28 protein-coding genes are annotated in these 26,592 nt (G+C 43.4%); 25 read left to right on the forward strand and 3 right to left on the reverse strand.

Translation table 11 applies throughout. The features are described 5' to 3' along the window. The first annotated feature begins 6 nt into the window (after positions 1 to 6). Entirely contained in the window at positions 7 to 738 is a 732-nt protein-coding gene (locus tag EL081_RS04755) for an NAD-dependent protein deacylase (RefSeq protein WP_126404165.1), read from the forward strand. 71 nt (positions 739 to 809) lie between these two features. Here the strand turns inward: EL081_RS04755 and EL081_RS04760 are convergent, their stop codons facing one another. Further along, complete coding sequence (locus EL081_RS04760) at positions 810 to 1,718, reverse strand: LysR family transcriptional regulator (protein ID WP_048689847.1); 909 nt, start codon at positions 1,716 to 1,718, stop codon at positions 810 to 812. 142 nt (positions 1,719 to 1,860) lie between these two features. Here EL081_RS04760 and EL081_RS04765 point away from each other — a divergent pair, with 142 nt between their 5' ends. The 20 genes from EL081_RS04765 (at position 1,861) to EL081_RS04865 (ending at position 20,794) form a co-directional block, all read left to right on the forward strand. Continuing rightward, complete coding sequence (locus EL081_RS04765; protein WP_126404166.1) at positions 1,861 to 3,231, forward strand: DUF6688 domain-containing protein; 1,371 nt, start codon at positions 1,861 to 1,863, stop codon at positions 3,229 to 3,231. A 191-nt stretch (positions 3,232 to 3,422) separates the two neighbouring features. Next, positions 3,423 to 4,229: a dihydroorotate dehydrogenase electron transfer subunit gene (locus EL081_RS04770; RefSeq protein ID WP_126404167.1), complete on the forward strand. Its 807-nt coding sequence runs from the start codon at positions 3,423 to 3,425 to the stop codon at positions 4,227 to 4,229. Between the two features lie 10 nt (positions 4,230 to 4,239). Beyond that, positions 4,240 to 5,178, forward strand: a complete 939-nt coding sequence (locus tag EL081_RS04775; RefSeq protein WP_126404168.1) for a dihydroorotate dehydrogenase — start codon at positions 4,240 to 4,242, stop codon at positions 5,176 to 5,178. 374 nt (positions 5,179 to 5,552) lie between these two features. Next, positions 5,553 to 6,245 (forward strand): orotidine-5'-phosphate decarboxylase, encoded by a 693-nt coding sequence (gene pyrF, locus EL081_RS04780; protein ID WP_126404169.1) that lies wholly within the window; start codon positions 5,553 to 5,555, stop codon positions 6,243 to 6,245. A gap of 264 nt (positions 6,246 to 6,509) precedes the next feature. Next, positions 6,510 to 7,142 carry an orotate phosphoribosyltransferase gene (pyrE, locus tag EL081_RS04785; protein ID WP_126404170.1) on the forward strand — a complete coding sequence of 211 codons (633 nt, stop codon included), beginning with the start codon at positions 6,510 to 6,512 and terminating at the stop codon, positions 7,140 to 7,142. Between the two features lie 300 nt (positions 7,143 to 7,442). Beyond that, the gene (locus EL081_RS04795) at positions 7,443 to 7,970 is read left to right on the forward strand and encodes a hypothetical protein (RefSeq protein ID WP_126404171.1); all 528 of its coding nucleotides are present in this window, start codon (positions 7,443 to 7,445) and stop codon (positions 7,968 to 7,970) included. Positions 7,971 to 8,238: 268 nt separating this feature from the next. Next, positions 8,239 to 9,744 (forward strand): glycosyltransferase family 39 protein, encoded by a 1,506-nt coding sequence (locus EL081_RS04800; RefSeq protein ID WP_126404172.1) that lies wholly within the window; start codon positions 8,239 to 8,241, stop codon positions 9,742 to 9,744. Between the two features lie 130 nt (positions 9,745 to 9,874). After that, complete coding sequence (locus tag EL081_RS04805) at positions 9,875 to 10,528, forward strand: uracil-DNA glycosylase (protein WP_126404173.1); 654 nt, start codon at positions 9,875 to 9,877, stop codon at positions 10,526 to 10,528. A 9-nt stretch (positions 10,529 to 10,537) separates the two neighbouring features. Next, on the forward strand, positions 10,538 to 11,002 hold the full coding sequence (locus EL081_RS04810; protein WP_126404174.1) for an NUDIX hydrolase: 465 nt from the start codon (positions 10,538 to 10,540) through the stop codon (positions 11,000 to 11,002). A gap of 11 nt (positions 11,003 to 11,013) precedes the next feature. Further along, complete coding sequence (locus EL081_RS04815) at positions 11,014 to 12,282, forward strand: dihydroorotase (RefSeq protein WP_126404175.1); 1,269 nt, start codon at positions 11,014 to 11,016, stop codon at positions 12,280 to 12,282. A 53-nt stretch (positions 12,283 to 12,335) separates the two neighbouring features. After that, positions 12,336 to 13,175 (forward strand): SGNH/GDSL hydrolase family protein, encoded by an 840-nt coding sequence (locus EL081_RS04820; RefSeq protein WP_126404176.1) that lies wholly within the window; start codon positions 12,336 to 12,338, stop codon positions 13,173 to 13,175. Continuing rightward, a complete protein-coding gene (locus tag EL081_RS04825; RefSeq protein ID WP_126404177.1) occupies positions 13,147 to 13,803 on the forward strand; it encodes a YpmS family protein in 657 nt (218 codons plus the stop codon). The genes EL081_RS04820 and EL081_RS04825 overlap by 29 nt, the downstream gene beginning before the upstream one ends. Positions 13,804 to 14,117: 314 nt before the next feature. After that, complete coding sequence (locus EL081_RS04830; protein WP_126404178.1) at positions 14,118 to 15,680, forward strand: 2-isopropylmalate synthase; 1,563 nt, start codon at positions 14,118 to 14,120, stop codon at positions 15,678 to 15,680. Positions 15,681 to 15,691: 11 nt separating this feature from the next. Beyond that, on the forward strand, positions 15,692 to 16,729 hold the full coding sequence (gene leuB / locus EL081_RS04835; RefSeq protein ID WP_126404179.1) for a 3-isopropylmalate dehydrogenase: 1,038 nt from the start codon (positions 15,692 to 15,694) through the stop codon (positions 16,727 to 16,729). Beyond that, the gene (locus EL081_RS04840; RefSeq protein WP_126404180.1) at positions 16,726 to 16,995 is read left to right on the forward strand and encodes a DUF1294 domain-containing protein; all 270 of its coding nucleotides are present in this window, start codon (positions 16,726 to 16,728) and stop codon (positions 16,993 to 16,995) included. Before leuB ends, EL081_RS04840 begins: the two co-directional genes overlap by 4 nt. A 2-nt stretch (positions 16,996 to 16,997) precedes the next feature. Further along, positions 16,998 to 18,380 carry a 3-isopropylmalate dehydratase large subunit gene (gene leuC, locus EL081_RS04845; RefSeq protein WP_126404181.1) on the forward strand — a complete coding sequence of 461 codons (1,383 nt, stop codon included), beginning with the start codon at positions 16,998 to 17,000 and terminating at the stop codon, positions 18,378 to 18,380. 10 nt (positions 18,381 to 18,390) lie between these two features. After that, on the forward strand, positions 18,391 to 18,981 hold the full coding sequence (leuD, locus tag EL081_RS04850; RefSeq protein WP_126404182.1) for a 3-isopropylmalate dehydratase small subunit: 591 nt from the start codon (positions 18,391 to 18,393) through the stop codon (positions 18,979 to 18,981). Between the two features lie 96 nt (positions 18,982 to 19,077). Continuing rightward, positions 19,078 to 19,863 carry an L-threonylcarbamoyladenylate synthase gene (locus EL081_RS04855; protein WP_126404183.1) on the forward strand — a complete coding sequence of 262 codons (786 nt, stop codon included), beginning with the start codon at positions 19,078 to 19,080 and terminating at the stop codon, positions 19,861 to 19,863. A 99-nt stretch (positions 19,864 to 19,962) separates the two neighbouring features. Next, positions 19,963 to 20,154 (forward strand): hypothetical protein, encoded by a 192-nt coding sequence (locus EL081_RS10140; RefSeq protein ID WP_232011398.1) that lies wholly within the window; start codon positions 19,963 to 19,965, stop codon positions 20,152 to 20,154. A 175-nt stretch (positions 20,155 to 20,329) separates the two neighbouring features. Further along, positions 20,330 to 20,794, forward strand: a complete 465-nt coding sequence (locus EL081_RS04865; protein ID WP_232011397.1) for a hypothetical protein — start codon at positions 20,330 to 20,332, stop codon at positions 20,792 to 20,794. A gap of 695 nt (positions 20,795 to 21,489) precedes the next feature. On the opposite strand, the gene EL081_RS04870 is transcribed toward EL081_RS04865, so the two are convergent. Beyond that, entirely contained in the window at positions 21,490 to 22,119 is a 630-nt protein-coding gene (locus EL081_RS04870) for a DUF421 domain-containing protein (protein ID WP_414485199.1), read from the reverse strand. Beyond that, complete coding sequence (locus EL081_RS04875) at positions 22,119 to 22,571, reverse strand: DUF3290 family protein (protein ID WP_126404185.1); 453 nt, start codon at positions 22,569 to 22,571, stop codon at positions 22,119 to 22,121. Before EL081_RS04875 ends, EL081_RS04870 begins: the two co-directional genes overlap by 1 nt. 167 nt (positions 22,572 to 22,738) lie before the next feature. Between EL081_RS04875 and EL081_RS04880 the strand changes: the two genes are divergently transcribed. The 4 genes from EL081_RS04880 to EL081_RS04895 are packed head-to-tail and all read left to right on the forward strand — an operon-like array spanning position 22,739 to position 26,546. Beyond that, a complete protein-coding gene (locus EL081_RS04880) occupies positions 22,739 to 23,515 on the forward strand; it encodes an SDR family NAD(P)-dependent oxidoreductase (protein WP_126405048.1) in 777 nt (258 codons plus the stop codon). Further along, positions 23,512 to 24,654: a glycosyltransferase gene (locus tag EL081_RS04885; protein ID WP_126404186.1), complete on the forward strand. Its 1,143-nt coding sequence runs from the start codon at positions 23,512 to 23,514 to the stop codon at positions 24,652 to 24,654. Before EL081_RS04880 ends, EL081_RS04885 begins: the two co-directional genes overlap by 4 nt. Continuing rightward, the gene (locus EL081_RS04890) at positions 24,647 to 25,294 is read left to right on the forward strand and encodes a hypothetical protein (RefSeq protein WP_126404187.1); all 648 of its coding nucleotides are present in this window, start codon (positions 24,647 to 24,649) and stop codon (positions 25,292 to 25,294) included. The genes EL081_RS04885 and EL081_RS04890 overlap by 8 nt, the downstream gene beginning before the upstream one ends. Further along, positions 25,263 to 26,546 carry a glycosyltransferase gene (locus tag EL081_RS04895; protein ID WP_126404188.1) on the forward strand — a complete coding sequence of 428 codons (1,284 nt, stop codon included), beginning with the start codon at positions 25,263 to 25,265 and terminating at the stop codon, positions 26,544 to 26,546. Before EL081_RS04890 ends, EL081_RS04895 begins: the two co-directional genes overlap by 32 nt. The last annotated feature ends 46 nt before the right edge of the window (positions 26,547 to 26,592 follow it).

Here is a 26,592-nt window from a genome sequence, read left to right on the forward strand (position 1 = left end):
TTAGAGATGGATAAACTAAAAGATTTGCAAGACGTGATTGACCACAGTCAGAATATTGTTTTTTTTGGTGGAGCAGGTGTCTCTACAGAGTCCAATATTCCCGACTTTCGTAGCTCGGATGGCGTTTATAGCGTCACCTTGGGGCGTCATTTTACGGCTGAGCAACTAGTCTCTCATACCATGTTTGTGCGCTATCCAGAGGACTTTTTCGACTTTTATAAAAAATACCTGATCTATCCCGATGCCAAGCCCAATGCGGCCCATCGTTATCTGGCTTGGCTGGAGCAGACAGGGAAGCTCAAGGCAGTGGTGACGCAAAATATTGATAGTCTCCATGAAATGGCGGGGTCTAAGAAAGTCTTGAAACTCCATGGTAGTGCCGATCACAATTACTGTACGGGCTGTCAGAGATTTTATGATTTGGAAGCATTTCTAGCTTTGGAAGGGCCTATTCCGTATTGCCTAGACTGTGGCAAGGTGGTCAAGCCGGATGTGACCCTCTACGAGGAAGCCCTCGATATGGACGTCTTTAGCCAAGCGGCTCGAGCCATCCAAGAGGCTGATGTCCTGATTATCGGTGGTACCTCCCTCGTCGTCTACCCAGCAGCTAGCCTGATCCAGTATTTCCATGGCAAGCACTTGGTCGTGATTAACAAAACTAATATTCCGCAAGACAAACAGGCAGACCTAGTCATCGAAGGGAAGATTGGCCAAGTATTTTCTCAATTAAGACAATAAAAGAACACCTGAAGGAAGTAGAAGTTTACTTCTTTCAGGTGTTTTATTGTGCTTGTGTAGCTGGCTAATTGTTATTTATCAAATTGGACTTCCTCAAGTAAGTATTCGATAAATTTTTCACCCATCTTAGAGAGGCTTGCTTTCTCGTGTTGGATGTAGACCAGCTCGATTGGGTCATCGATATCTAGTGGGATTGAGACGATATTGTCTCCGTTGAGGTTGCTATTGAGGATCCCGGTCGCAATGGTGTAGCCATCCAGACCAATCAAGAGATTGAAGAGGGTAGCACGGTCACTGACGACAATGGACTTTTTGTGATGCTCTTGGGAGAGGATTTCTTCAGAGAAGTAGAAGGAGTTGTGAGTCCCTTGGTCATAGCTGAGATAAGGGAAGTCTTCTAGGTCTTCTAGCTTGACCACTTCTTTGTTAGCTAGAGGATTGGTCTTGCTGACGAAGATGTGAGGTTGGGCAGTGAAGAGGTGGGTTGCCTTGAGGTGGCTATCATCCAGCATTTTTGAGAGGACATCCCGGTTGTACCCATTGAGGAAGAGGACACCAATCTCACTACGGAAGTTCTTGACGTCGTCGATGATTTCCCAGGTTCTAGTCTCCCGTAGAAAGAGCTCGTATTTCTCCATATCGCTTTTCTTGAGGAGAGAGACGAAGGCTTCGACCACGAAGGCATAGTGCTGGGAGGATACGCTAAAGAGCTCCCGATTGGCTACTGGATTTTTATAGCGTTCTTCTAAAAGTTGGGTCTGCTCGACGACCTGACGGGCATAAGAAAGGAACTCCATCCCATCCTTGGTCAGAGTGATCCCTTTGGGATTACGGATGAAGATATCAATTCCCATTTCTTTTTCCAAGTCCCGCACAGCATTGGACAAACTTGGCTGGGTGATGAAGAGTTGTTTGGACGCTTCATTCATAGAGCCTGTTTCGACGATTTTGATAATGTAATGTAATTGTTGGATTCTCATGCTTATATTTTAACATACTTTTGACAGAAAATCCTAGCTAGTATCAGTCTCTAGAAGGATTTTTGCCTATAAAACAGGTTTAGAATTGAAGGATTGATTGTAGCTTGATAGAATGATGGAAAAGATGATCTCTGGAGGACTTATGAAAAGAATTGCTCACTGGTACAAAAAATGGAACCAGGAACTGGAAACTAAATTTTTAGCCAGTTTAGTAAAGATAAACTTTATGACCAACTTCCTGATATTTCTTAGTTTGTCTGTCTTTCTAATTATCAGGAGCTTGCCAGGAAATATCCAATCTTTGGGTTTCTGGAATGCTATTTTTGGAGTCGGAATTTACAGTGTTACAATTCTTGTTCATGCCCTAGTGGTTAGTTATTTTGTTCCTAATATCTTTGTGATTCTGTATGTTATTTCTCGCTGGTCTACGATTCAGGCCCAGACCTTGGAAAAGGAGCTAGTTGGCGTCTATGATGAGAAAGAAGAGGAAAAAATTAAACGAAGGGTCAACAATCGCAAGTACTTTGTCATCCTTTGGATAGGAGTCTTTGGTAGTATCTTGGAATTCTTCGTCATCTATCTGGTAAAAGATTTAACGCGTTATGATTGGACGAAACAGCTCATCAATGAGCAGAAGCATACCATGATTTGGTCGGAGGCGCTACCGACGATCCTTATTTTGGCACTGATTTCCTTCCTAGCTTTGGTCATCTATTCTTACCGAGATGCCAATTCCTTGTCCCCACTTCTGAATATCTTTTGTATCAGTGGGATATTGATGGGATTGGTGCTAGTAGTGGTATTTGACATCCAGTTACAAGTCATCGGTTGTCACACGGTCTTCTTGTTGGTTTATTCCATTAGTCTTTTGCGGACCAGGATGAAGGAGTGGGAGGGGGAGTCTGATCTCGAAAGGGTCTATGACAATCCTATTCTCCAGCGCTTTCACCTGATCCTCCACCAATCCAAACACTGGCCTTGGTTGGCAGTCATCTTTGCCCTTCCCTTATTAGCGGTATTGGTCATGGTCCTCATGCTCTTTGGTCAACGTCCTGATAGCTTGGTCAAGGCCTGGACCAATACGGCTGACTGGACCTTCTCGGAAAAGATCCCTCCTCAGAATCTCATTATTGATGAGCACTATCTCTGTACAGTCGCAGCAGGTGGTCATGAAAAGGTGGTCAAGCCCCAGCGGATGGGAGTCCGGCATGGTCATCCTGTTGTGGTTAATCGCCAGCTCTGTATTGCAAATGCCTTTGAGCAGGTCTTAGAAGAAAAGACACCACGTTTTCATCGATTCCTGCGTCGTAATTATGACCGTTATGGCTACCCCTTTGCTAAACATATCAAGAAGAAATGGGCTATGGATGTCATTTACTATCTAATGAAACCCCTGGAATGGCTCTTCTTACTCGTCCTCTACTTGGTCGATCACAAGCCAGAAAATCGGATTGCTCTGCAGTACATCCCTCCTGTACCAGAAGGGTTTTCTCCTGAGACAGATGGGAAATGAGCGGAACTATCGGACTTCTACTTGACAAGCGACCAGTAGCGCGATATAATGAGACAAATTTAACCTTTAAGGGGTCCAGAGAGGCCTGCAAGGAAAGACAGAAAAAAGATCAGCGGACCAAGTCTAGCTGATCATTTGTAGGACCTTGCTTTTGCGAGGTCTTTTTTGCTGGAAGAAAGAAGAGGAAACCAATGGTCAGTGACAGCTGTAAGAAACGGTTTGGAAAAATCATGATGGAAGACATGGAGTTAATCGCTCAAGAAGAGATTGCGCCACGGATTTTTTCAATGGTCTTGAAGGGGAAAATGGTGGAGCAGATGTTGCCGGGGCAGTTTCTCCATATCCGTGTACCGGATGACTCCAAGCTCCTTCGCCGTCCCATTTCTATCTCAGAGATTGATCCAGACAACCAGACCTGTCGACTCATCTATCGGGTAGAAGGAGGCGGAACGGCCATCTTTTCTCACTTGCCTGTCGGTAGCTTCCTCAGTGTCATGGGCCCTCAAGGAAATGGATTTGACCTAAAAGGTCTTAGTCAAGGGGCGCGTGCTTTGATCATCGGTGGCGGGATTGGAGTGCCTCCCTTGGTCCAAGTGGCTAAACAACTACATGAGCAAGGAGTAGAAGTCCATTCTGTCCTTGGCTTTGCAAATAAAGAAGCAGTTATCCTTGAGGAAGAATTGAGGCAGTATGGCCAAGTCACTATTACAACTGACGATGGCTCTTATGGCACTGAGGGCTATGTTTCTACGGTCATTGATCAGATGGACCAGGAGTTTGATGCTATCTATTCTTGTGGGGCACCTGGCATGCTCAAATATGTTAATACCAAATTCCATAACCATCCCCGCGCCTACATTTCTATGGAATCGCGTATGGCTTGTGGGATGGGAGCTTGCTATGCCTGCGTGGTGCATCTGGAAAATGCAAGCCAAGCAGCCAATAAGCGCGTGTGTGAAGACGGACCGGTCTTTGAAACTGGTACAATTGTGATGTAGGGAGGAAAGTATGACAAGCAATCGATTAGCTGTATCCTTACCAGGATTAGACTTGAAAAATCCCATTATTCCAGCTTCTGGCTGTTTTGGGTTTGGCCAAGAATATGCCAAATACTATGACTTGGACTTATTAGGATCCATCATGATTAAGGCGACGACAGCAGAGGCTCGCTTTGGAAATCCTACACCACGTGTTGCTGAGACCCCTGCAGGCATGCTCAACGCCATTGGACTCCAAAATCCAGGCGTAGACGTGGTCTTAGCAGAGAAACTCCCTTGGTTGGCTGAGAATTACCCAGACTTACCGATTATTGCCAATGTTGCCGGTTTTTCTAACGAAGAGTATGCGACGGTATCTCGGAAGATCTCGCAAGCACCAAATGTCACAGCCATTGAACTTAACATCTCCTGTCCCAATGTGGACCATGGCAATAATGGTCTCTTAATCGGTCAGGTTCCCGAGTTGGCCTATGATGCAGTTAAAGCTGCGGTAGAAGCTTCGTCGGTCCCTGTCTATGTTAAGTTGACTCCTAGTGTGGCTGATATTACCCAAGTAGCCAAGGCTGCAGAAGATGCAGGAGCTACTGGCTTGACCATGATCAACACGCTGGTCGGGATGCGCTTCGACCTCAAGACTGGCAAGCCTATTATTGCCAATGGTACGGGAGGGATGTCAGGGCCAGCTATCTTCCCAGTGGCTTTGAAACTCATCCGACAAGTAGCCCAATCGACCAAACTTCCAATTATTGGCATGGGCGGTGTGGATTCAGCAGAAGCAGCGATTGAAATGATGATTGCTGGTGCCTCTGCGATTGGTGTCGGAACTGCTAACTTTACAGATCCATATGCTTGTCCGACTATTATCCAAGAGTTACCAAAGGTCATGGATCAGTACGGAATAACTAGCTTGAAAGGTTTGCGTCGGCATGTCCGAGAAAATCTATTATAAAGATCATCAAGAAAATAAAAAATGCCTGCTGGCTACAACCCCAACAGGCTACTGAGTAAGCTACAACTAAAACAACCCTTACTCAGCATACAAAAATTTTACAGGAAAATCGGATCTTCGTCAAGAATTTGACATGTTTGTGAATCTTCCCTAGTCGAAAGATGAAAAAAACAGATTGAATCCGAACGTTTTATGAATATTTCTTGACTTTTCTTTCATATCGTACTACAATGTAGAAAAACCTTTAAAGTGGTCCAGAGAGGCTCCTAAGGTCTAGACGGTGAATCAGGGTAGATACTACCTAATTTTCGTGTAACCTTGCCTCGGGCAAGGTTTTTTTGTGGAAAAAATGTCATCCATAAAAGGAGAAACCCATGCGTGAAGAACGTCCCATCATAGCCCTTGACTTTCCAGCTTTTGAAGATGTCAAAAACTTTTTAGAACATTTCCCAGAAGATGAAAAACTCTTTGTAAAAATCGGAATGGAATTTTTCTATGCAGTCGGCCCAGAAATTGTTCACTATCTGAAAGGTCGTGGCCACAGCATTTTCTTGGACCTAAAATTGCACGACATCCCAAATACGGTTAAGTCAGCCATGTCTGTCCTAGGCACCTTTGGAGTGGATATGGTGACAGTTCATGCAGCCGGTGGTGTAGAGATGATGTGCGAAGCCAAAAAGGCGCTTGGGCCAGGAGCTAAGTTGGTGGCGGTGACTCAGTTGACTTCTACCAGTGAAGAAGACATGCGTGATTGCCAAAACATCCAAACCACTGTCCAAGAGTCAGTTGTTAATTATGCCCGTAAGGCGCAAGAAGCAGGCCTAGACGGCGTTGTTTGTTCAGCCCATGAAGTTGATTTGATCAAAAAGGCTACCGCAGAAGACTTTGTCTGTGTAACCCCAGGGATCCGTCCTGCAGGAGCAGAAATCGGTGACCAAAAACGGGTCATGACGCCACAAGAAGCGCATGCGATTGGATCTGACTACATTGTCGTTGGACGTCCAATCATCCAAGCAGAAAACCCATGGGATGCTTACCATGAGATTAAGAGACAGTGGAATGCGTAAGAGCTACTAAAAGTGAAACTTTTGTAGCTCTACGGGAAGTCCAATGGGACCTTCCCTAACGCATTCACTAGATTAGAAGAAAGAAAAATATCGTTTCTTTCTTCTAATCGTCGGAACACTAATCGCTACTAAAAGTGGATCTTTTGTAGCTCTAGGGAGACCAATGGGACCTTCTCTAACTAACTTACTAACCTGTACTGTTGTTGTTTAAATCATATGTTGATTTAATTCGTATTCGATTAAAATCGTAAAAAAGGAGTTATCATGTCATTAGCTAAAGATATTGCCAGCCATCTTTTAAAAATTGAAGCCGTTTATTTGAAACCAGAAGAACCTTTTACTTGGGCTTCTGGGATCAAGTCCCCTATTTATACGGATAACCGAGTGACCCTCGCTTATCCTGAAACTCGTACCCTGATTGAGAATGGCTTCGTGGATAAAATCAAGGAAGCCTTCCCAGAAGTAGAAGTCATTGCTGGTACAGCAACTGCGGGGATTCCTCATGGTGCTATTATTGCGGACAAGATGAATTTGCCATTTGCCTACATCCGTAGCAAACCAAAAGACCATGGAGCCGGAAACCAAATCGAAGGTCGTGTTCCACAAGGTCAAAAGATGGTGGTGGTTGAAGATTTGATTTCTACTGGTGGCTCTGTCTTGGATGCTGTTGCAGCTGCGAAACGTGAAGGAGCAGATGTCCTTGGTGTGGTAGCGATCTTCACCTACCAATTGGAGAAGGCAGATAAGAAATTTGCGGAAGCTGGCGTTCAACTTGAAACCTTGTCTAACTACACTGAATTGATTCATTTGGCTGAAGAACAGGGTTACATTACTTCTGAAGGATTGGAACTGTTACGCCGTTTCAAGGAAAACCAAGAAACTTGGCAAGATAACTAATATAACTGAGAGTGGGACAGAAATCAGTAATTCGTTAGAATTCGATTTCGTCGTCCCACCTCCGCACAGTTGAGTAGGGCTGTAAAAGCTGATGAAATCAGCGTAGTAGAGTCCACTCAACCACTGCGTCTTGCTCGACAATCCAAAGACAATTGAGAGGCTAGGACTTTTGTCCCAGCCTCTCTTTTTATCCTCTTTTCACTAATTGTTAGCTAACTTGAATTACATAGAAAAATCCTGTATGATAATGGTAATTGTTTTAATAGATTTATGATATAAGCGATCTTAAGGGAGAAGAACATGACAAAAGAAAAGTATTTGGAAATGAAAAAGCAGGCAATAGTTTGGTTTACTGTTAATATCATCATCAGCTTGATTGCTATTACAGGAGGAATTTTAGTGATCATTAGTAAATCGCGCCACATTCCGTTTTTGCTGATGTCCCTTGGTGCAATCTCCTTAATGAATCAAGTTTTGATTACACCTGCGTTTAATGCTAAAAAAGCAACTGAGGAGCAACACCCAGAGTGGAAGGAATTATCCACGAAAGGTACTAAAATGCCTGTTGAAGATTTTCAGAAAGGTTTTCTCATATCGGTTGCCGCTCTTCTGATTGTCATTACTGGTTTCTTCATGTTTTATCGTCCTCTACCAAAAGCAGACCCTACAGTTTCGAATTTGACACCTAAAGATGTTCAAATCTTACAAGAATTGGAAGAAGATATTGACTCCAACATTTCCTCTGATTCAAATTCATTGGATATCGATGAAGCGAAAGATTTAGCAGAGAAAGCACAAAAGGAGAATTGGTTGAAAAGAGACGAGTAAGAAGTCTTTTTTGGGAATTTGGATGTAGCTAGTCTGTGTGAAAGGTTATAAAAATATTAGTGACAGGAACAACATTTTGGCTTATTTTTGGCATTGATTTTATATTCGTTGGTTGTTCTATTCTACAGAGGGCTTGAATTTACAGAGTCTAGGGAAATGGAGTTTGATTTCAAGGAAGATTGAAAATAATAAAGAAAATTCCTCAACCTAAATGATTTGGTGTCAGCCCAAAACAGCAGAAATGCTGTTTTTTTGATATAATGGACCTATGTTATCGAAAAGTAAACGTATTCTATTTGGGATGCTTCATGTTGTCATGTTGCTAGTGATGGTCCACTGGTTCTTGATCAGTGTGACCTATCTGAGAGAGATTTCATGGCTAGCCATTTTAGGTGCTGGATTGCTATTTCTGCTAGCTTGGTTGAAACGCGATGGGGTAAAAAGAGCCATTGTTTGGTTGACCCGTCATAAAATAGGCTTCTTGCTTGGCGCGATCATCTGTCAGTTGATCTTTATGGTTTGTGCGGAGCTTTTGATCCGTAGGGATGCCGCGGTTGTTTTTAAAGGTGCTTTTGATCTTCTTAAACAATCTTCCATCACCAACTACCTCAGTCGCAATCCCAATAATATTCCGCTCTTTCTTTACGAGAAATTTTTCTATGTTTTCTTCGGCTCTAGCGGTCTGTGGGTTATGCAGGCTCTCAATATGCTCTATGTCAATCTGGGTGCCGTCCTCTTGTACAAACTGTCCCAGAAGCATTTCAATCAGAAAACAGCTGATCTAGCTTATCTCTTTTATGTCAGCTTGATCTGTTACTCGCCTTATTTCTATTCCATGTATACAGACATTCCTCCGCTTCCTTTGATTGCTCTTCAATTGTGGTGGGCCTTGGATTTCTTAGAGGAAAACAAAGCAGGGGTCTCTTGGAAGAAGATGTTTGCTTTAGGGATTTTATCTGGCGTGACCATGTTGATCCGTCCAACGACGATTATTGTCATGATTGCCTTTTGGGCTGTCCTCTTCTTTAGAGGAAACTGGAAGGCCTTTGGCAAGATTGCTACGGTGACAGTCATGACGACGGGATTTGTCTTTGCAGGATTGAACACAGCGGTCAATCATCAAACGGTTGTTCCGATTTTGAAAAAGGAAGGGCTGGCCAAAGGACCACTCTTGTTTATCAATCTAGGCTTGACGGATATGGGGCATAACCAAGAAGATATGAAAGAGGGCTTGCTAGCTTATATCGATGAGGACAAGCGCTCGGACTACAACAATGGGCTTTTTAAGAAGGAAAATGTCATTAAAGAAATCAAACGCCGCCTCAAGGAGTACGGACCTTTCGGTTTGATTGGGCACCTCTATTACAAGCAATCCTTGACGGTAGCAGAAGGGACCCTTGGTTGGCTATACCGAGATGTAGAGTATGAGAAGACGCCTTATATTAATCCTCTCTATGCCCCACTCACCCAAAATAGTAGTCTGGCCAAATGGGTACGAACCTATTTCCTCAGCACGGATCGCCCACAGTACAAGTATTATGAATTTGTGAAACAGTTGATCTGGATCGTCCTATCAGCTGGCTTGGTTGGGGCTTATCTCAAACGTCGAGATACAGATGCCTTTAATTTCCTTTCCTTAGCGGTCTTTGGCGGTTTGCTCTTCTTAACCATCTTTGAAGGTGGGAAGACCCGCTACCTCATCCAATTCTTGCCGCAAATTTTGCTAGTGGCTTCGATCGGTCTAGCAGGATTTAGCAAGAAAGAAAATACATAAAAAATCTCGCTTGTTTAACAGGCAAAACCAGAGGTTGGATAAAATGGTCCAGCCTCTTTTTTATCCAGTGGATCTGTATCAAATGTGGTATAATGAAAGGTAAGAATTTATTGGATAGCGGAGAGTTTCCATGCAACATTCCCCCTGGCATGAAGCCATCAAATCCCATCTTCCAGAAGGGTATTTTCATCAGATTAATGACTTTATGAATGAGGTCTATAGCAAAGGAGTGGTCTATCCACCGCGTGACAAGGTCTTTAAGGCCTTACAGACGACTGAGATGGATCAGGTCAAGGTCTTGATTTTAGGCCAAGATCCCTACCACGGACCGGATCAAGCGCAAGGCTTAAGTTTTTCTGTGCCGGATCATGTCCCAGCCCCTCCTTCTTTGCAAAATATTCTCAAAGAATTGTACTCAGACATTGGAGAGAAGCGTTCCCATGATCTGACCTCTTGGGCAGAGCAAGGGGTGCTCTTGCTCAATGCCTGCTTGACGGTTCCTGTCGGTCAGGCCAATGGCCATGAAGGTCAAATTTGGGAGCCGTTCACAGATGCTGTGATCAAGGTGGTCAATGAGTTGGAGGAGCCCGTAGTCTTTATCCTCTGGGGAGCTTATGCTCGTAAGAAAAAGCCTCTGATTACCCACGATCGACATTTGGTCCTTGAATCTGCTCACCCAAGTCCCTTATCAGCCTACCGAGGATTCTTTGGTTCCCAACCTTTTTCAAAAACCAATCAATTTTTGATAGAGGCAGGACGCAAGCCGATTGATTGGTTAAGATAGGAGAAAGAAATGCCACAATTAGCAACGATTTGTTATATCGATAATGGAGAAGCATTTTTGATGCTTCATCGCAATAAAAAGCCCAATGATGTCCATGAAGGTAAATGGATCGGAGTGGGTGGAAAATTAGAACCTGGAGAAACACCACAGGAGTGTGCTGCGCGTGAAATTTTTGAGGAGACGGGCCTTAGAGCCAAGCCAGTCTTGAAAGGGATCATTACCTTCCCTGAATTTACACCTGATCTGGATTGGTACACCTATGTCTTCAAGGTGACAGACTTTGAGGGAGAACTGATCGAGTGTAATGAAGGGACACTGGAGTGGGTACCTTATGATCAAGTCTTAAGTAAGCCAACTTGGGAGGGGGACCACACCTTTGTCGAGTGGCTCTTGGAGGATAAACCCTTCTTTTCAGCTATGTTCCGCTATGATGGGGATCGCTTGCTAGAGACCCATGTTGATTTCTATGAATAAAGGAGTAGAAGATGTTAGTCATTAAAAATGGTCGGGTTATGGACCCAAAAACTGGTTTGGACCAAGTATGTGATCTCTTGGTAGATCAGGGGAAAATTGTGGAAATGGGTCCATCTCTTTCTTATGAAGGAGCCCAAGTCGTCGATGCGAGTGGCAAGGTGGTTGCACCAGGTTTGGTGGATATTCATGTTCACTTCCGGGAACCAGGTCAAACCCACAAGGAAGATATTCACACTGGGGCTCTGGCAGCTGTAGCGGGCGGTTTTACGACAGTCGTCATGATGGCCAATACCACTCCAACCATTTCGGATGTCGAGACCTTAAAAGAAGTCTTGGATTCTGCTGCTAAGGAAGCCATTCATGTCAAGACCGTTGCGACGGTTACAAAGAACTTTGATGGTCAACATCTGACCGACTTTGAAGGCTTGTTACAAGCTGGGGCTGTCGGTTTCTCAGATGATGGGATTCCGTTGCAAAGTACCAAGGTAGTCCGTCAAGCCTTGGAAGAAGCAAAACGTCTGGGGACCTTCATTAGTCTCCACGAAGAAGATCCAGAGTTGAACGGTATACTGGGACTCAATGAGCACATCGCTCGGGAACACTTCAAGGTTTGCGGTGCGACTGGCGTAGCAGAATACTCTATGGTAGCGCGTGATGCTATGATTGCCCACGCGACAGGAGGCCACCTCCACATCCAACACCTTTCTAAAGCTGAGAGTGTGAAGGTAGTTGAGTTTGCCCAAGCAATCGGCGCTCCTGTGACAGCAGAAGTAGCTCCTCAGCATTTTTCTAAGACGGAAGACCTCTTGCTGTCTAAGGGAAGCAATGCTAAGATGAATCCGCCTCTTCGTCGGGAAGAGGACCGTCGTGCAGTCATCGAAGGCTTGAAGTCAGGAGTCATTACCGTAATCGCAACGGACCACGCACCTCATCATGCGGATGAAAAGAACGTAGCCGATATCACCAAGGCTCCTTCCGGCATGACAGGATTAGAGACCTCTCTATCGCTTGGTTTGACCTATTTGGTCCATGCAGGAGAGCTCGGCTTGATGGAACTCTTAGAAAAAATGACCTATAATCCCGCTAAATTATATAACTTTGAAGCGGGTTATTTGGAAGTCGGTGGACCAGCAGATATTGTGATCTTTGATCCGACTGCTGACCGTCTAGTGTCTGATCATTTTGCTTCCAAGGCAGCCAATTCCCCATTTGTCGGTGAATCCCTCAAGGGACAGGTGGCTTATACCATCTGTCAGGGCAAGATTGTCTACCAAGCCTAAACCTGACTTAAAAATAAGAAAGTTAAATTGAAAGCTGGACGAATGAGGAGTATATGAATAGTAGAAAAATACTAGAGATGATCTTGTATTGTTTGGTCACTTTTCTGGTCTGCTTTTTTCTGGTCAATTGGCTCCTTCCTTCGGCAGAACCAGTGATGACCAAACAGTCAACAAGTGTCCAAAAAAAGACAGTCACCTATGTAGCGATTGGGGATTCCTTGACCAAAGGCGTAGGAGATAGCACCAATCAAGGAGGCTTTGTTCCCCTTCTTGCTCAGAGTTTGACCAATGAATCCGGTCTTGAATTCAAAGCGATCAACTATGGTGTCTCTGGCAATACGAGCAGTCAAATTTTGTCACGCATACAGGAGAAAAAGGAGATTCGAAAGGATCTGAAGCAAGCTCAGTTACTGACCATTACTGTCGGGGGCAATGATCTGCGAAAGGCCATTCTTGAGGATACCAGTAACTTAGATCTGGACCGCTTCGAAAAAGCATCGAAGACCTATGAGAAAAATCTCAAACAGATCATCGAATTGGCTCGCAAGGACAACCCGGATCTTCCCGTTTACGTGGTGGGGATCTATAACCCCTTGTATCTCAACTTCCCCGATCTAACGGAATTGCAGACGCTTGTTGATCAGTGGAACCAAAGAACGGAGGAGACCCTCTCTGCATATCATGGCGTCTACTTTATTCCAATCAATGACCTCCTCTATAAGGGCATTGATGGCAAGAGTGGGGTGACAGAGAGCGAATTAGGAAAAGAAACTGTGACCAATGATGCCTTGTATGATGAGGATAGTTTCCATCCCAATAATACAGGCTACGAGATCATGAAAGAAGCTGTACTGGAGAAAATACATGCAACTGAGAAAAAATGGTTCGAGTGAAAAGAAGGTTAAGCCACCAACCACAGGACCTCATTTTAAGGAGAGACGAGAGAAAACGCCGATCAACATCTGGAAATGGCTCTTTCTAGGCTTGGTCAGTTTCTTATTCGCTACAAGTCTAGTTATATTGGCTCGCTTCTCAACGGTACGAGAGGATGTCCGCCAACTACAGACTTCTAGCCAACAAGGAGACGTCAAGATCGGTAGTATGACCACAACCAGGGCTCAACTAAATGAAACCATCAAGGTCATGCTTAAAAGTTATCATTTGAGTGATTATCAACTGTATGCAGACAATCAACAGATGTTACTAGAGGGGAAGATGGACTTTTTAGGAAAGGAATACCCCCTCTATATCTATTTCCAGCCAAGTAAGCTAGAGGATGGAAGTATCCTCTTGACCCTCAAGGATTTTTCAGTTGGGACCTTGAAACTTCCTAAGAAGACCGTGATGCAGGTGCTGTCTACAAACAAGGATCTACCTGACTTTGTAAAAATTGATAGCAAAGAAGCGACGATCAAGATAGAGCTAGCCAAGATTAAAAACGAAATGGATTTTTATGTCAAGGCTAATACCATTGATCTATACAATGATCAAATCATCTTTGATCTCTACAGGAAAAAATAAGACTAGCAGACGAAAGCAAGAAAGAGACTTTCGTCTTTATTTTGTTTCTATTCAAAAAATTCAGAATATTATAGAAAATTCTTGACATTCTATTTTCCCTATGCTAAAATACTAAACAAGACATCAATCAAAGGAGAAAGTCAAACATGAAAACAGCTAAGTTTATTCAATTCGCTTTGTTGTTGAGGTACTCGGGCTAGTGCAAAAGCATTAGTCCTGTTTGGCTTACCAAGCGGGAGTAACAAAACATCTCGCTTAGGTAACTGGCGAGATGTTTTTATTTTATTCACTATGTTTAGAAAAGAGGAGACCCTATGCGTAAAGTTGAATTTTTAGATACCAGTCTTCGGGATGGAGAACAGACTCCTGGAGTTAATTTTTCTATCAAAGAAAAGATTACCATTGCTAAGCAATTGGAAAAGTGGGGCATATCTGCGATTGAAGCGGGCTTTCCAGCTGCGAGTCCTGATTCCTTCACAGCTGTACAAGAGATTGCAAGGGTTCTGACCAAGACAGCAGTGACGGGCTTAGCACGTTCTGTTAAATCCGATATCGATGCTTGCTATGAAGCATTGAAGGATGCTAAGTATCCGCAAATTCATGTCTTTATCGCAACCAGTCCTATTCACCGGGAGTTTAAACTCAACAAGTCAAAAGAAGAGATTCTTGAAGCCATCAAAGAACACGTTTCTTACGCTCGTTCTAAGTTTGAAGTTGTTGAATTCTCACCAGAAGATGCAACCCGAACGGAATTGGATTTCCTATTGCAAGTCGTACAGACAGCAGTCGATGCAGGGGCTAGCTACATCAATATTCCTGATACAGTTGGTTTCACGACGCCAGCAGAGTACGGAGCCATCTTCCACCATTTGATCACAAATGTCCAATCGGACCGGGAAATCATCTATTCGCCCCATTGTCACGATGACCTAGGGATGGCTGTTGTGAATAGCCTCGCCGCTATCAAAAATGGCGCAGGGCGGGTCGAAGGGACCATCAATGGAATCGGGGAACGGGCCGGAAATGCTGCGCTTGAAGAAGTGGCGGTTGCCCTCAATATTCGCGAAGACTATTACCAAGTGGAGAGTCCGATTGTCCTCAATGAAACCATCAATACTTCTGAGTTGGTATCACGTTACTCAGGGATTGCCATTCCTAAGAACAAGGCTGTGGTTGGAGGCAATGCCTTCTCTCATGAGTCAGGGATTCACCAAGATGGGGTCCTTAAAAATCCTCTTACCTATGAAATCATCACGCCTGAGTTGGTGGGTGTCAAGAGCAACAGTCTTCCACTTGGTAAATTGTCTGGTCGCCATGCCTTTGTCGAAAAACTGCATGAGTTGGGACTTGAATTCACAGAAGAAGACATCCAGCCATTATTTGCTAAGTTTAAATCTCTGGCAGATAAGAAACATGAGATCACAGATGCTGATATTCGTGCCCTAGTTGCTGGAACAGCAGTGGAAAATCCAGAAGGCTTCCACTTTGATGATCTTCGCCTCACAACTAATGATGATGAAAGCATTACTGCAGCAGTCAGTCTGAAAAATGAAGATGGTGAAATTCTTGAATACCTTGCCAAAGGTCAAGGTTCAGTGGAAGCAATCTTTAACGCTATTGATCAATTCTTCCACCAAGAAGTTCGTCTGACTTCCTACACTATTGATGCGGTGACAGATGGAATTGACGCCCAGGCGCGTGTGCTGGTTACTGTTGAAAATGAAGCGACGGATACCATCTTCAACGCTTCTGGTTTAGACTTTGACGTATTGAAGGCGTCAGCGATTGCCTATATCAATGCCAATGCCTTGGTGCAAAAAGAGAATGCTGGAGAGATTGGTCACATTGTATCCTATCGCGATCTACCAGATGCCTAAAGGAGAACACTATGACGAAGAAGATTGTCGCCCTAGCTGGAGACGGGATTGGACCAGAGATCATGGAGGCTGGCCTGTCCGTACTGAAAGCAGTGGCAGAAATAACAAATTTTGACTATTCAGTCCAAGCGCATCCATTTGGTGGAGCTGGGATTGATGCGGCTGGCCATCCTCTACCAGCTTCTACTCTAGAAGCTACCAAGGAAGCTGATGCTATTCTCTTAGCAGCTATCGGAAGTCCTCAGTATGACCAAGCGCCGATTCGGCCGGAACAAGGTTTGTTGGCTCTTCGTAAGGAGCTCAACCTTTATGCCAACATTCGTCCGGTCAAAATCTACGATGCCCTTAAACACCTCTCTCCTTTGAAGGAGGAGCGCATCCATGGTGTGGACTTCGTAGTGGTTCGCGAGCTCACAGGCGGGATTTACTTTGGAGAGCATATCTTAGAAGAAGATCAAGCACGGGATATCAACGACTACTCCGTTGAAGAAGTGGAGCGTATCGTACGTAAGGCTTTTGAGATTGCGCGTGGACGTCGCAAGAAAGTCACCAGCATTGATAAGCAAAATGTCCTCGCAACCTCTAAGCTATGGAGAAGAGTAGCTGATCGAGTGTCTCAAGACTTCCCGGATGTGACCTTGGAGCACCAGTTGGTAGACTCAGCAGCCATGCTCATGATTACCAATCCTTCACGTTTTGATGTGATCGTGACGGAAAACCTCTTTGGTGATATCCTTTCAGATGAGTCGAGTGTCTTGTCTGGCACTCTTGGGGTCATGCCATCGGCTAGCCATTCAGAGTCAGGACCAAGCATGTATGAGCCCATTCATGGATCGGCTCCAGATATTGCGGGTCAGGGCGTGGCGAATCCAGTCTCTATGATTCTATCTGTTGCCATGATGATGCGAGAAAGTTTTGATCGAGAAGAAGATGCTAGTCGAATTGAAAAGGCAGTGGAAGCTACTCTTGCTGTAGGGATCTTTACGAGAGACCTAGGGGGAAGTGCTTCGACAACAGAAATGACAGAAGAGATTATAAAACGATTATGAGTGTAAAAGGAATGATTACTGGCTTAATCCTTCTATGGAATCTTTTCGTAGGTATTCTCTACGGAGTTGATAAGGAAAAGGCCAAAAGAAATGCCTGGCGGATACCAGAAAAGACCTTGCTCTTTTATGCTTTTGCGGTTGGAGGGCTAGGAGCCTGGATAGGAGGGCTACTCTTTCATCACAAAACACAGAAGTGGTATTTTAAGGTTACCTGGCTCTTAGGAACCCTTCTTACCCTATACACACTCTACGTTCTATGGAGGTAAGGATGGCAGGAAAATCAATTTTTGATAAAATCTGGGAACGGCATATAGTGACCGGTGAGGAAGGCCAGCCCCAACTCATGTATGTGGACCAACACTATATTCATGAAGTGACGAGTCCGCAAGCCTTTCAAGGTCTAAGGGATACAGGGAGAAAGGTTCGACGCCCAGATTTAACCTTTGGAACCTTTGACCACAATGTCCCAACTGTTAACATCTATGATATTCGGGATGTGATTTCCAAGGCACAGATTGATAAATTAGCTGAAAACGTCAAAGATTTTGGAATCGATCACGCAGGTCACGGTTCTGAAAAACAGGGGATTGTTCACATGGTTGGTCCTGAGACTGGTCGTACCCAGCCCGGAAAATTTATTGTCTGTGGAGACAGTCATACGGCGACCCACGGAGCTTTCGGTGCTATAGCTTTTGGAATTGGAACCAGTGAAGTGGAGCATGTCTTTGCCACCCAAACCCTCTGGCAAGTCAAACCAAAGAAGATGTTGGTCGAGTTTACTGGAAAACCTCAAAAGGGGATTTATGCCAAGGACTACATTTTAGCCTTGATTGCTCGCTATGGTGTTGCGTGTGGAGTCGGCCATGTGGTCGAGTATAGAGGGGAGGCAGTCGATAGCCTCAGCATGGAAGAGCGGATGACCATCTGCAACATGTCCATTGAATTTGGCTCCAAGATGGGAATCATGAATCCAGACAAGAAGACCTTTGATTACCTAGAAGGACGCGAATGTGTTCCAAGTGATTTTGAGGCAGCAGTAGCCGATTGGAAGACTCTAGTCAGTGATGACGATGCCGTTTATGACAAGGTTATCCGCATGGATGTATCTGATCTTGCTCCGATGGTGACTTGGGGGACCAATCCTTCTATGGGAGTGGATTTTGAGACCCCCTTCCCAGAGATTCGAGATATGAATGATGAGCGGGCTTATCATTATATGGATTTAGAACCTGGTCAAAGACCAGCAGACATTGAATTAGGTTATGTCTTTATTGGTTCGTGTACCAATGCGCGCCTCAGTGATTTACAGCTGGCTGCCCGTTTCGTAGAAGGGAAGAAAATAGCCCCTAATTTGACCGCCATCGTAGTTCCAGGTTCCCGTCCTGTCAAACGAGCAGCGGAGAAAATGGGCTTGGATCAAATCTTTATGGATGCTGGCTTTGAGTGGCGTGATCCAGGATGCTCGATGTGTCTCGGGATGAACCCAGACAAGGTACCAGACGGGGTCCACTGTGCTTCAACTAGCAATCGAAACTTTGAAGATCGCCAAGGGTTTGGGGCCAAGACCCATCTCTGTAGCCCAGCAATGGCCGCTGCAGCAGCAATAGCTGGTCGCTTTGTTGATGTGCGCCAAATGCCTGAAGTTCAATAAAGGAGGAATCATGGAGAAATTTACCATTTATACAGGGACAACCGTTCCCTTGATGAACGATAATATCGATACCGACCAAATCCTCCCCAAGCAATTTTTGAAGTTGATTGATAAAAAAGGCTTTGGTAAGTACCTCATGTATGCTTGGCGTTATTTGGATGATCAGTATACTGAGGATCCAACATTCATCTTTAACAAACCAGAATACCGTCAGGCAACCATTTTGATCACTGGTGATAATTTTGGGGCTGGCTCCTCTCGGGAGCACGCTGCCTGGGCTTTAGCGGACTACGGTTTTAAGGTCGTTATCGCCGGATCCTTCGGAGATATTCATTACAATAATGAGCTCAATAATGGCATGCTTCCGATTGTCCAACCGCTAGATGTTCGTCAAAAATTGGCAAGCTTGAAGCCGACAGATCCAGTCACAGTGGATTTGGAAGAGCAGAAGATCATTTCGCCTGTAGGAGAGTTTAGCTTTGAGATCGATGGGGATTGGAAGCACAAATTGCTCAATGGTTTGGATGATATCGGGATTACACTTCAGTACGAAGACTTGATCACCGCTTATGAAAAGCAACGGCCCACCTATTGGCAATAAAAATTGTATAGTTAATTAAGAATTTTCAGAAAATATATTGAAGCTTTTTGGAAATTCTGATAGAATAGAAAAAAAGAATAGAAGAGGACGAAATTTATGACAAAACACATTCAATGGGACGGAACACTTTCACAAGAAGGATTTGACATTTTGAAAGGAGAGGGTGGTTGTATTGTCTGCCCGACTAAGGTGGGTTACATCATCATGACCAGCGACAAGGCTGGCTTGGAACGGAAGTTCGAAGCCAAAGAACGCAACCGCAACAAACCAGGTGTTGTTCTTTGTGGAAGCATGGATGAACTCCGTGCCCTTGCTCAATTGAATCCTGAAATCGAAGCCTTCTACCAAAAACATTGGGATGAAGATATCTTGCTTGGTTGTATCCTTCCTTGGCGTGAAGATGCCTATGCAAAATTACAAGCCTTCGGAGATGGACGTGAGGAACTCATGACAGATGTGCGTGGAACCAGCTGTTTTGTCATTAAATTTGGTAAAGCTGGTGAGCAAATCGCCAAAGAAATGTGGGAAAAAGAAGGCAAGATGGTTTACGCATCATCTGCTAACCCATCTGGTAAAGGAAACCGAGGTAAGGTCGAAGGAATCGGTGAGCGGATCGAAGATGCTGTGGACTTGGTCATCGAAGCCGATGATTATGTAGCCTCTATCCAACCAGACAAGACCATTGAAACGCGTTATGAACAAGGAGTGATGGTTTCGATGGTCGATGCGGAAGGTAAGCTGATCCCAGAACAAGGAGCAGGTAGCCGTTCTGTCAATACTTGTCCAGTTGTGATTCGTAAGGGATTGGATATCGATAAGATTATGATGCACTTATCCGATCATTTCAACTCTTGGAACTACCGCCAAGGGGAATACTATTAAGAAATAGAGTAAAGCAACCCTTTTGGGATGCTTCTTTTGTGAAACGATAAAAGATGGTATAATAGAGTCAAAAGCTATTCCAAAAGAAGGGGAATTGGTATGATTTCTAGAAAAGCATTTATCGATAATGTGAATCAGGAAGGTTTTTCATTCAATATCCAAATCCCATGGTGGGGCTATAATGACTTCAAGTCATTGGTTCGAAGAAAAAAGCTCTCTGAAGAGCAACTCTATCAGATATTTCTTTCACTTTGTAGGGAGATAGAAGACCGGAAAATGGAAGCAGAATAGCTGAAGAGTAAATATAAGACCGGATTTTATGTAGTCGAATCAAATGGTCGGGATTTTCGGTTTGAGTTTGTTTTCAAAAAGAATCAACAACTAAGAGTATATAATCTATTTGAGACCGTTAATGGTCGTAAGAAACTCACCTTGATGGATCTGCTTTATTTCATTATGGAAGACTATGATTAGAAATAATAAAGGTTTACTACAGATTGATAAAAGAGAAAGTGGTTCTATGATTACAAGAGATAAATTTTTAGAAAGAATCAATCAAGAGGGATTTTCATTTAGCATTGAAATCCCGCGCAGAATTTTTTGGGATTTTAAATCATTAGTTTTTAGAAGAAGAATTTCGGAAGAAGACCTCTATCAGATGTTTTATAACTATTGTCGGGAGTTAGAAAACTGTCTGAGAGAATCCGGGGAGGAACGCCGATTGCTCTTCAATAAATTTCCAGTTAGCCCTATTCATGATAAATATAAAACGGAATTTGATACAACGGCACCAAACGGCCGTACTTTTCGTTTTGAGTTTGTCTTCGGTAATGACAATCGCTTAAAAGTGTATAATATCGTTGAAACCGTTAATGGTCGTAAGAAAAACAAACCTATGGAAATTGTTAAGGATATAGTCGATTCCTTATAAGGAATACTTATTTCAGAACAAAAAACAAGGTATTTATACTTAGGCTAAAGCCTAGATAACTAGCCAGCGCTAAATGACGCTGGTTTTCTCTTTGTTAAAACCTTAAAGTTTTTGATTCGTCATAAACCTCTTAAAGAGGGAGTTGTTTTACTTGCTACCATCCCTAAAGGAATTTACTCCAATCCATCTAATATTTAGTGGATGATGGTCTTCTCCATCCTTCTTTGAATCTCTATAACAAGGACTAGGGTAGAGGGGCTAAACATTTCTTCTCCATCTTTTATCTGAGGCAGATCTACCTCCCATATATCTTAGCTAGCTTCCTTAAAACGTGAGCAGTTCCTTATTGAAATTCGGTCTTGTGTTTGAAAATAAAAAATGGCTTGGAACCATTCTAAGAGGAATATTATTAGTTAGCTATTTCTGCTTGATTCCATTTGCCTAGTGACTTTGATGAATGAGTTTAACAAAGCTGCAAATAGGCTCGTGTTCCTTTGCTTGTTCGCTCTGACTTTTTTAATGTTGCGACTAATTGCAATCATCACAGTTGCAATAGTTTTATTAAACCGATCTTTCCTGTTTGATTGCTTAACAGCTAGTAGTTATCGAAGTACGGTCGGGAAATAGACAAAAAATAAAAGGACTCTATTTTGCGAATAGAGTCCTTTTGATTAAGTAGGAGTTGAAGTAAGTTTTTAATAAGTCACCACATTAATCTCACCCTTGTCGTACTCAGCGATAAAGATGTCATCGACAGTTTCAAATCCTTTTTTATTCAGCTCGGTCATAAGCCATTCTTCGGTTTTACCGATAGTTTCTAAAATCTCCACTTGGACCACACCATCAGTAATGATTGGATACTTGGGATTTTCATCCCCCATTCGGACAATAATGAGTTGACCATTTTGCTCAATAACTGCTCTTTTAACTTCTTTCAGTTGGAAAATCCCTTGAGAGCGCAATTTAAGAGCGACGTCAGAAGCAGAAAGGCCTTTTGAGCGACAAGCTTCTGGATCTAATTTCCCGTTTTTAATGATAATGGTTGGTTTTCCATCAATTAGATGCTTAATGAAGGAAACGTTGGTATTGAGCCATTTGAGTGACAAAATCAAGATGGTCCAGATAATGAGGATGACGGCATATTGAAGGATGGTAATCGAGCTATTGTAGATGACCCCACCGATGATACCACCAAGAACAAAGTTTTGAACTTGGTCTGTTGCAGAACTAGGGGCTAGATTTCCTTTACCGGTCATATTAATAACAAAAACTAGGGAAACAAGCCCTAAAGCCAACTTAATTGCAATTGTGATAAAAAAGTCCATTATTTTTCTACCTCCACCAGTTCTACATCTGATTTATATAAGTCCAATTTTTCAAGTAAATAGCTATCTGGGTCAGTTCCGCTAATCGCACGATAGAATTGCTTGTCTACCTTGATAATAGCTCCATCGGTCGTCGCTGAAGTATTGACATAGACACCTTCCTTTTCAACGCCTAACTCTTTTGAAACGACTTCGATAAAGTGTAGGGAAGAGCGAAATTGATTGTCGTTGGACTGGTTGTTTTGGAAATTTGAAATACCAATCAAAACAAAGGCCACTAGGATTAAGACAGAAATGATTGATAATTCACGGAACTTACTTCCTCGTTTATCCTTATATGCCTTAAAGGCGAAAAAAGCCGTTACCAACACTAAGAGAATGGACATGATCACCATGATCCAATTTTGTTGGCTAATCTGACTCAATACATAATCATATGAATAGAATTTCATAAAAATTCCTCACTTATTTTTTATTCAAGGTATTATAAATGATTTTAATCCATATTTCAATAATTAAAAGTGAATTTCTCATTTTTTTAGGGTATATATTGTACATTAAATGTTGAAGAATGGCAGTAGAAGTTTTCTATCTAATCGAAATTTGGTACACTAGAGCTATGAAGATAGAAGATACTATTAAAAAAGCGATCATTTTAGGGGCTATAGGAGGGATTGGCCGGCAGCTAGCGAAAGAACTGGCAAGAAGGCTGGATTATCTGGTCTTAGTGGGTCGAGATGCTGATAAACTCTCCCAAGTCCAAGAGGAACTAACTGGGAGCAAGGCGCAACTGTCAATCCTAACATTAGATATGCTAGATCAAATGGCTCTAGAAGCTTTTGTAGAGAACCTAGATGCAGATCTTCTCGTCAATTGTGCGGGATTAGCCTATTTTTCCCGTGGGAGTGACCTTGATTCAGCCAGTGAGCAAGACCTCTGGCAAGTCAATTACCATTCTCCGGTCCACCTAATCAAGAAGTTAGTGCAGAAAAATCAGAAGATCCAGCTGGTCCAGCTGTCATCTCTGGCTGCCCTTTATCCTCATCCCTATCTAGCAGCCTACAGTTCCAGCAAGGCTGCCTTGCAGACCTACACTCTTGCTCTCCAGGAGGAACTAAGTCAATTAGATTCTCCGGTCCAGCTAGGTCTCTATATTCTTGGACCAGTCCAAACAGGTATTTTTCCTCCTAAACTAGTAGAAGCATTGGGAGGAAGTCGCTTGCAGATGAAGCCTGAGAAAGTCGCTCAGCAGTTGATTCGATTCATAGAAAGAGATACTTCCTATGCTGTTATCGGCCTTCGCTATCGCTTGCTCGTTTTGCTAGGTCGTCTGCTTCCTCAAAGATGGATCATTCGTCTCCTTGCAAGGTATTTACGAAAGGGACTTAATAGATGAAATTTATATTTATATTTTTAGGCCTTGCTTATCTTCTCTTATTTCTCATCCGTTGGTTGCTGTCCTTCATTTATTATAAAAAAGGCCTGTCTCATATTGCGGACTTCCCAGAAGAGCTTTTTACTGTGGTCCAACCCATCCTCTCTGGGGATCCTCGTTTAGCGAATGATTTGCGGGCCAATCTCCAGCAAACAGAAGCAGTGGAATTCTACTGGTTGATCGACCAGTCTGATACAGAAGCCCAGCAAGTAGCAAATCAGATTTGCCAAGATGCTTCCTTTGCCCAACGCATTCGAATCTTTCTCATTGAAGATGTCCCTCAAGGGATTAATCCCAAGAGTTACAAGATTGAGCAGGTTGTAGAGGAGCTGACTCGGCCTTATCTGATTGTTTTGGACGATGATAGTGTGATCGATTTTTCTAAGATGGGGGAGCTGACTGCCTATCTGGGTCAAGAGGTCATTCTGACAGGTATTCCCTATAACCAGGAGAGAAGCAATTTCTGGTCCAAGCTGGTCGCAGCATTTGTAAATGGCAATTCTTTTATTACTTATTTTACCATGGCAGAAGTTGAGGCGAATCACTCCATCAACGGGATGTTCTATATCCTACCGCTAGAACTTGCAAAAGACCAGGGGCTTTTCACAGCAATTAAGGATTATCTATGTGATGATTTAGCCGTGGCAGATTTTTTAAGGAGTAAAGGAGTATCCATTATCCAAACACGGGTCACCTGTAATGTTCGAACCACTATCAAGGACGTCAAGCAATATCTGCTCCAGACGAAGCGTTGGCTTCTCTTTAGCTCTATCTATCTCAAAGAACACCTGGACTGGAAGGTCTTTTTCCTCATAGGTTTACCGAGTTTTCTGCCTCTTCCAGCTTTGATCCTAAGTCTTTTTTTAGGGTGGCCTTACCTTCTTCTAGTCTTGGGCTTACTGGTATTCAAGGCAGTATGGATGCTCCTCTATCGACAAAACATTCTATCTAATCGCCTACACTTGGATGAAGTCATCTACGAAGTGCTGAATGATCTCCTGCTTCCTTGGCTGTTTATCTATGTTCTAATGACTCCACCTGTGATAAATTGGCGGGGACGGAAGATTCGTGTGACGGACGGAAAGATTCGTTATGAGTAAGATGAAGTCCTATCTTGATCGCTTGTCTGCCTTATCTCTTGATCAGACCATGCTAAACTCTAATCGCTTGGTTCTCTTTCTTAGTGGGAGCAGTGATGTCACTTGTGCCGGGCTGACAGCTGGGCAGCTAGACCTCCTTCATGCGATTTGTCCATCCGGCTATACAGTAGTAGCCAGCAATTTTCCCTTCAATCAAGATTTTGAACATATACAGTTTCCTCAAGTATCCCTCTTGTCAGCTTCTGCATCCAATATCATTTACTATTGGCATACGATTTTGAACCCTGGTTTCCAAAAGCTGTTACAGAAGCACTTGTCTCCCTTGTTGGAAGCGCAGGAAGTGGTTCTTGTTTGTAAGAGTTCAGGGGTCAATATGCTGACCCAGTGGCTCAGAAGTTTAGGGAATCAGGTCTCCCTTCCAAGATTGCGTGTGATAGCGCTTGGCCCGGTCTCCCAGCTTCTCTTACGTCAAAAGGAGCTAGAACTACTGGTCATCAAAGGAAAGAAAGATCCTTATTCACGTATCCTGGATCACCACTCAGCGGATATTCAAGTGGATACGGATCATTATAGCTATGAATACAGAGAAGATGTGAAAGGAATCATCTATGACTGGATTAGAAAAAGTGATAAAAATTGATGTAATAAGCGTTCCCTTTAGTGGCCATTTATTTCCAACCTTGACTCTGGTGAAGCCCTTGCTGGAAGATCCTCGTTTTCATATCCGTGTCATTACAGGTTTTCAGAAAAAGGCATTGGTTGAGAAGATTGGTTTTGACTGCCTTGCCTTGTTTCCTGACCGACCGACAGTGATGGAAGATATAGCCAATACAGCCAAGCAAGCAAATCTATTGATCATGTACCAACAATTAATGGACAATAGCAGACTGGTCCCTGAAATTTTTGACGAAATAAATCGAATTTGGGACTCTGAGGGAAGACCAGACTTGGTTATTGCAGATTTTGTAGCAGTTCCTGCTGGAGTTTTAGCATATGGTTTGGGTATTCCCTGGATTACGACCATTCCAAGTCCAGTAGCGATTGAAAGTCGCACGACAACCCCTGCTTATCTAGGTGGCTGGAAACCGCATCAGGGAATCTTCTACAAGTGGAGAGATGCACTGGGTAGGCAAGTCATCCGTCTGGCAAAGAAAGTTGGACTTGCGCTGGTTAAGAAGAATCTCGATAGCCTAGAGAATTTCAAATTGTACCGTGAAGATGGGACAGAAGCCATCTATTCTCCCTATTCAATCTTGGCTCTGGGCATGAAAGAGTTGGAGTTTCGAGATGATTTTCCATCCCAGCTTAAATGGGTTGGTTATCGCTGTTTATCTTTTGATCGGCTTCCTCAAGAGCAGAAACAGTATTTTACGAGTTCTAAAAAGCGGGTCCTCGTCACTTGCGGCACTCATTTAAAATGGGAAAAAGAGCGGATGGTGGAGTTGGCAAGGCTTTTGAGCCAAGAATATCCTGACTATGTATTTTACGTAACCCTAGGCGACCCTAGTGGTTTGGAGCATCCACCAAGGATGTTGTCGGAAAATCTTCTGATCTTTGATTACCTCCCTTATTCAGATGTTCTGGATCAAATGGACTTTGCCATTCATCATGCAGGTGCAGGGATCCTGATGGGCTGTATCGAGCAGGGCATTCCAAGTCTGATTTTGCCCCAGGACTATGACCAGTTTGACAATGCGGTTCGGGCTGAGTTATTCCAAATAGGATTGGTCTCTCGTAAAAAAACAGATTCCGAAGTTTTGCGCTTATTTAATGAATTGGTTTCTCGGGAAGATTGGTCGCACCTAAAGGCTCTGGCTCAGAAAAGCAAAGCCTATCAGCCAACACAGATTCTTTATCAAGAAATAGAGAGACTCTTGACAGTGACCTTATAGAAGAAGTGGAGAGGGAGACTCCTGTTTGCTCTCTTCTAAAGACTTT

The organism is Streptococcus viridans, assembly GCF_900636365.1.
Lineage (GTDB): Bacteria > Bacillota > Bacilli > Lactobacillales > Streptococcaceae > Streptococcus > Streptococcus viridans_A.

Bases quoted from the DNA above. Each gene is read 5' to 3' on its own strand.
- EL081_RS04840 (WP_126404180.1), top strand. From the start codon at position 16,726: ATGAGTGTAAAAGGAATGATTACTGGCTTAATCCTTCTATGGAATCTT.
- leuD (WP_126404182.1), top strand. From the start codon at position 18,391: ATGGAGAAATTTACCATTTATACAGGGACAACCGTTCCCTTGATGAAC.
- EL081_RS04765 (WP_126404166.1), top strand. From the start codon at position 1,861: ATGAAAAGAATTGCTCACTGGTACAAAAAATGGAACCAGGAACTGGAA.
- EL081_RS04820 (WP_126404176.1), top strand. From the start codon at position 12,336: ATGAATAGTAGAAAAATACTAGAGATGATCTTGTATTGTTTGGTCACT.
- EL081_RS04885 (WP_126404186.1), top strand. From the start codon at position 23,512: ATGAAATTTATATTTATATTTTTAGGCCTTGCTTATCTTCTCTTATTT.
- EL081_RS04895 (WP_126404188.1), top strand. From the start codon at position 25,263: ATGACTGGATTAGAAAAAGTGATAAAAATTGATGTAATAAGCGTTCCC.
- EL081_RS04855 (WP_126404183.1), top strand. From the start codon at position 19,078: ATGACAAAACACATTCAATGGGACGGAACACTTTCACAAGAAGGATTT.
- EL081_RS04775 (WP_126404168.1), top strand. From the start codon at position 4,240: ATGACAAGCAATCGATTAGCTGTATCCTTACCAGGATTAGACTTGAAA.
- EL081_RS04890 (WP_126404187.1), top strand. From the start codon at position 24,647: ATGAGTAAGATGAAGTCCTATCTTGATCGCTTGTCTGCCTTATCTCTT.
- leuC (WP_126404181.1), top strand. From the start codon at position 16,998: ATGGCAGGAAAATCAATTTTTGATAAAATCTGGGAACGGCATATAGTG.
- EL081_RS04830 (WP_126404178.1), top strand. From the start codon at position 14,118: ATGCGTAAAGTTGAATTTTTAGATACCAGTCTTCGGGATGGAGAACAG.
- EL081_RS04815 (WP_126404175.1), top strand. From the start codon at position 11,014: ATGTTAGTCATTAAAAATGGTCGGGTTATGGACCCAAAAACTGGTTTG.
- EL081_RS04760 (WP_048689847.1), bottom strand. From the start codon at position 1,718: ATGAGAATCCAACAATTACATTACATTATCAAAATCGTCGAAACAGGC.
- EL081_RS04755 (WP_126404165.1), top strand. From the start codon at position 7: ATGGATAAACTAAAAGATTTGCAAGACGTGATTGACCACAGTCAGAAT.
- EL081_RS04795 (WP_126404171.1), top strand. From the start codon at position 7,443: ATGACAAAAGAAAAGTATTTGGAAATGAAAAAGCAGGCAATAGTTTGG.
- EL081_RS10140 (WP_232011398.1), top strand. From the start codon at position 19,963: ATGATTTCTAGAAAAGCATTTATCGATAATGTGAATCAGGAAGGTTTT.
- EL081_RS04870 (WP_414485199.1), bottom strand. From the start codon at position 22,119: ATGGACTTTTTTATCACAATTGCAATTAAGTTGGCTTTAGGGCTTGTT.
- EL081_RS04825 (WP_126404177.1), top strand. From the start codon at position 13,147: ATGCAACTGAGAAAAAATGGTTCGAGTGAAAAGAAGGTTAAGCCACCA.
- EL081_RS04880 (WP_126405048.1), top strand. From the start codon at position 22,739: ATGAAGATAGAAGATACTATTAAAAAAGCGATCATTTTAGGGGCTATA.
- pyrF (WP_126404169.1), top strand. From the start codon at position 5,553: ATGCGTGAAGAACGTCCCATCATAGCCCTTGACTTTCCAGCTTTTGAA.
- EL081_RS04770 (WP_126404167.1), top strand. From the start codon at position 3,423: ATGGTCAGTGACAGCTGTAAGAAACGGTTTGGAAAAATCATGATGGAA.
- EL081_RS04875 (WP_126404185.1), bottom strand. From the start codon at position 22,571: ATGAAATTCTATTCATATGATTATGTATTGAGTCAGATTAGCCAACAA.
- EL081_RS04805 (WP_126404173.1), top strand. From the start codon at position 9,875: ATGCAACATTCCCCCTGGCATGAAGCCATCAAATCCCATCTTCCAGAA.
- leuB (WP_126404179.1), top strand. From the start codon at position 15,692: ATGACGAAGAAGATTGTCGCCCTAGCTGGAGACGGGATTGGACCAGAG.
- EL081_RS04810 (WP_126404174.1), top strand. From the start codon at position 10,538: ATGCCACAATTAGCAACGATTTGTTATATCGATAATGGAGAAGCATTT.
- EL081_RS04865 (WP_232011397.1), top strand. From the start codon at position 20,330: ATGATTAGAAATAATAAAGGTTTACTACAGATTGATAAAAGAGAAAGT.
- pyrE (WP_126404170.1), top strand. From the start codon at position 6,510: ATGTCATTAGCTAAAGATATTGCCAGCCATCTTTTAAAAATTGAAGCC.
- EL081_RS04800 (WP_126404172.1), top strand. From the start codon at position 8,239: ATGTTATCGAAAAGTAAACGTATTCTATTTGGGATGCTTCATGTTGTC.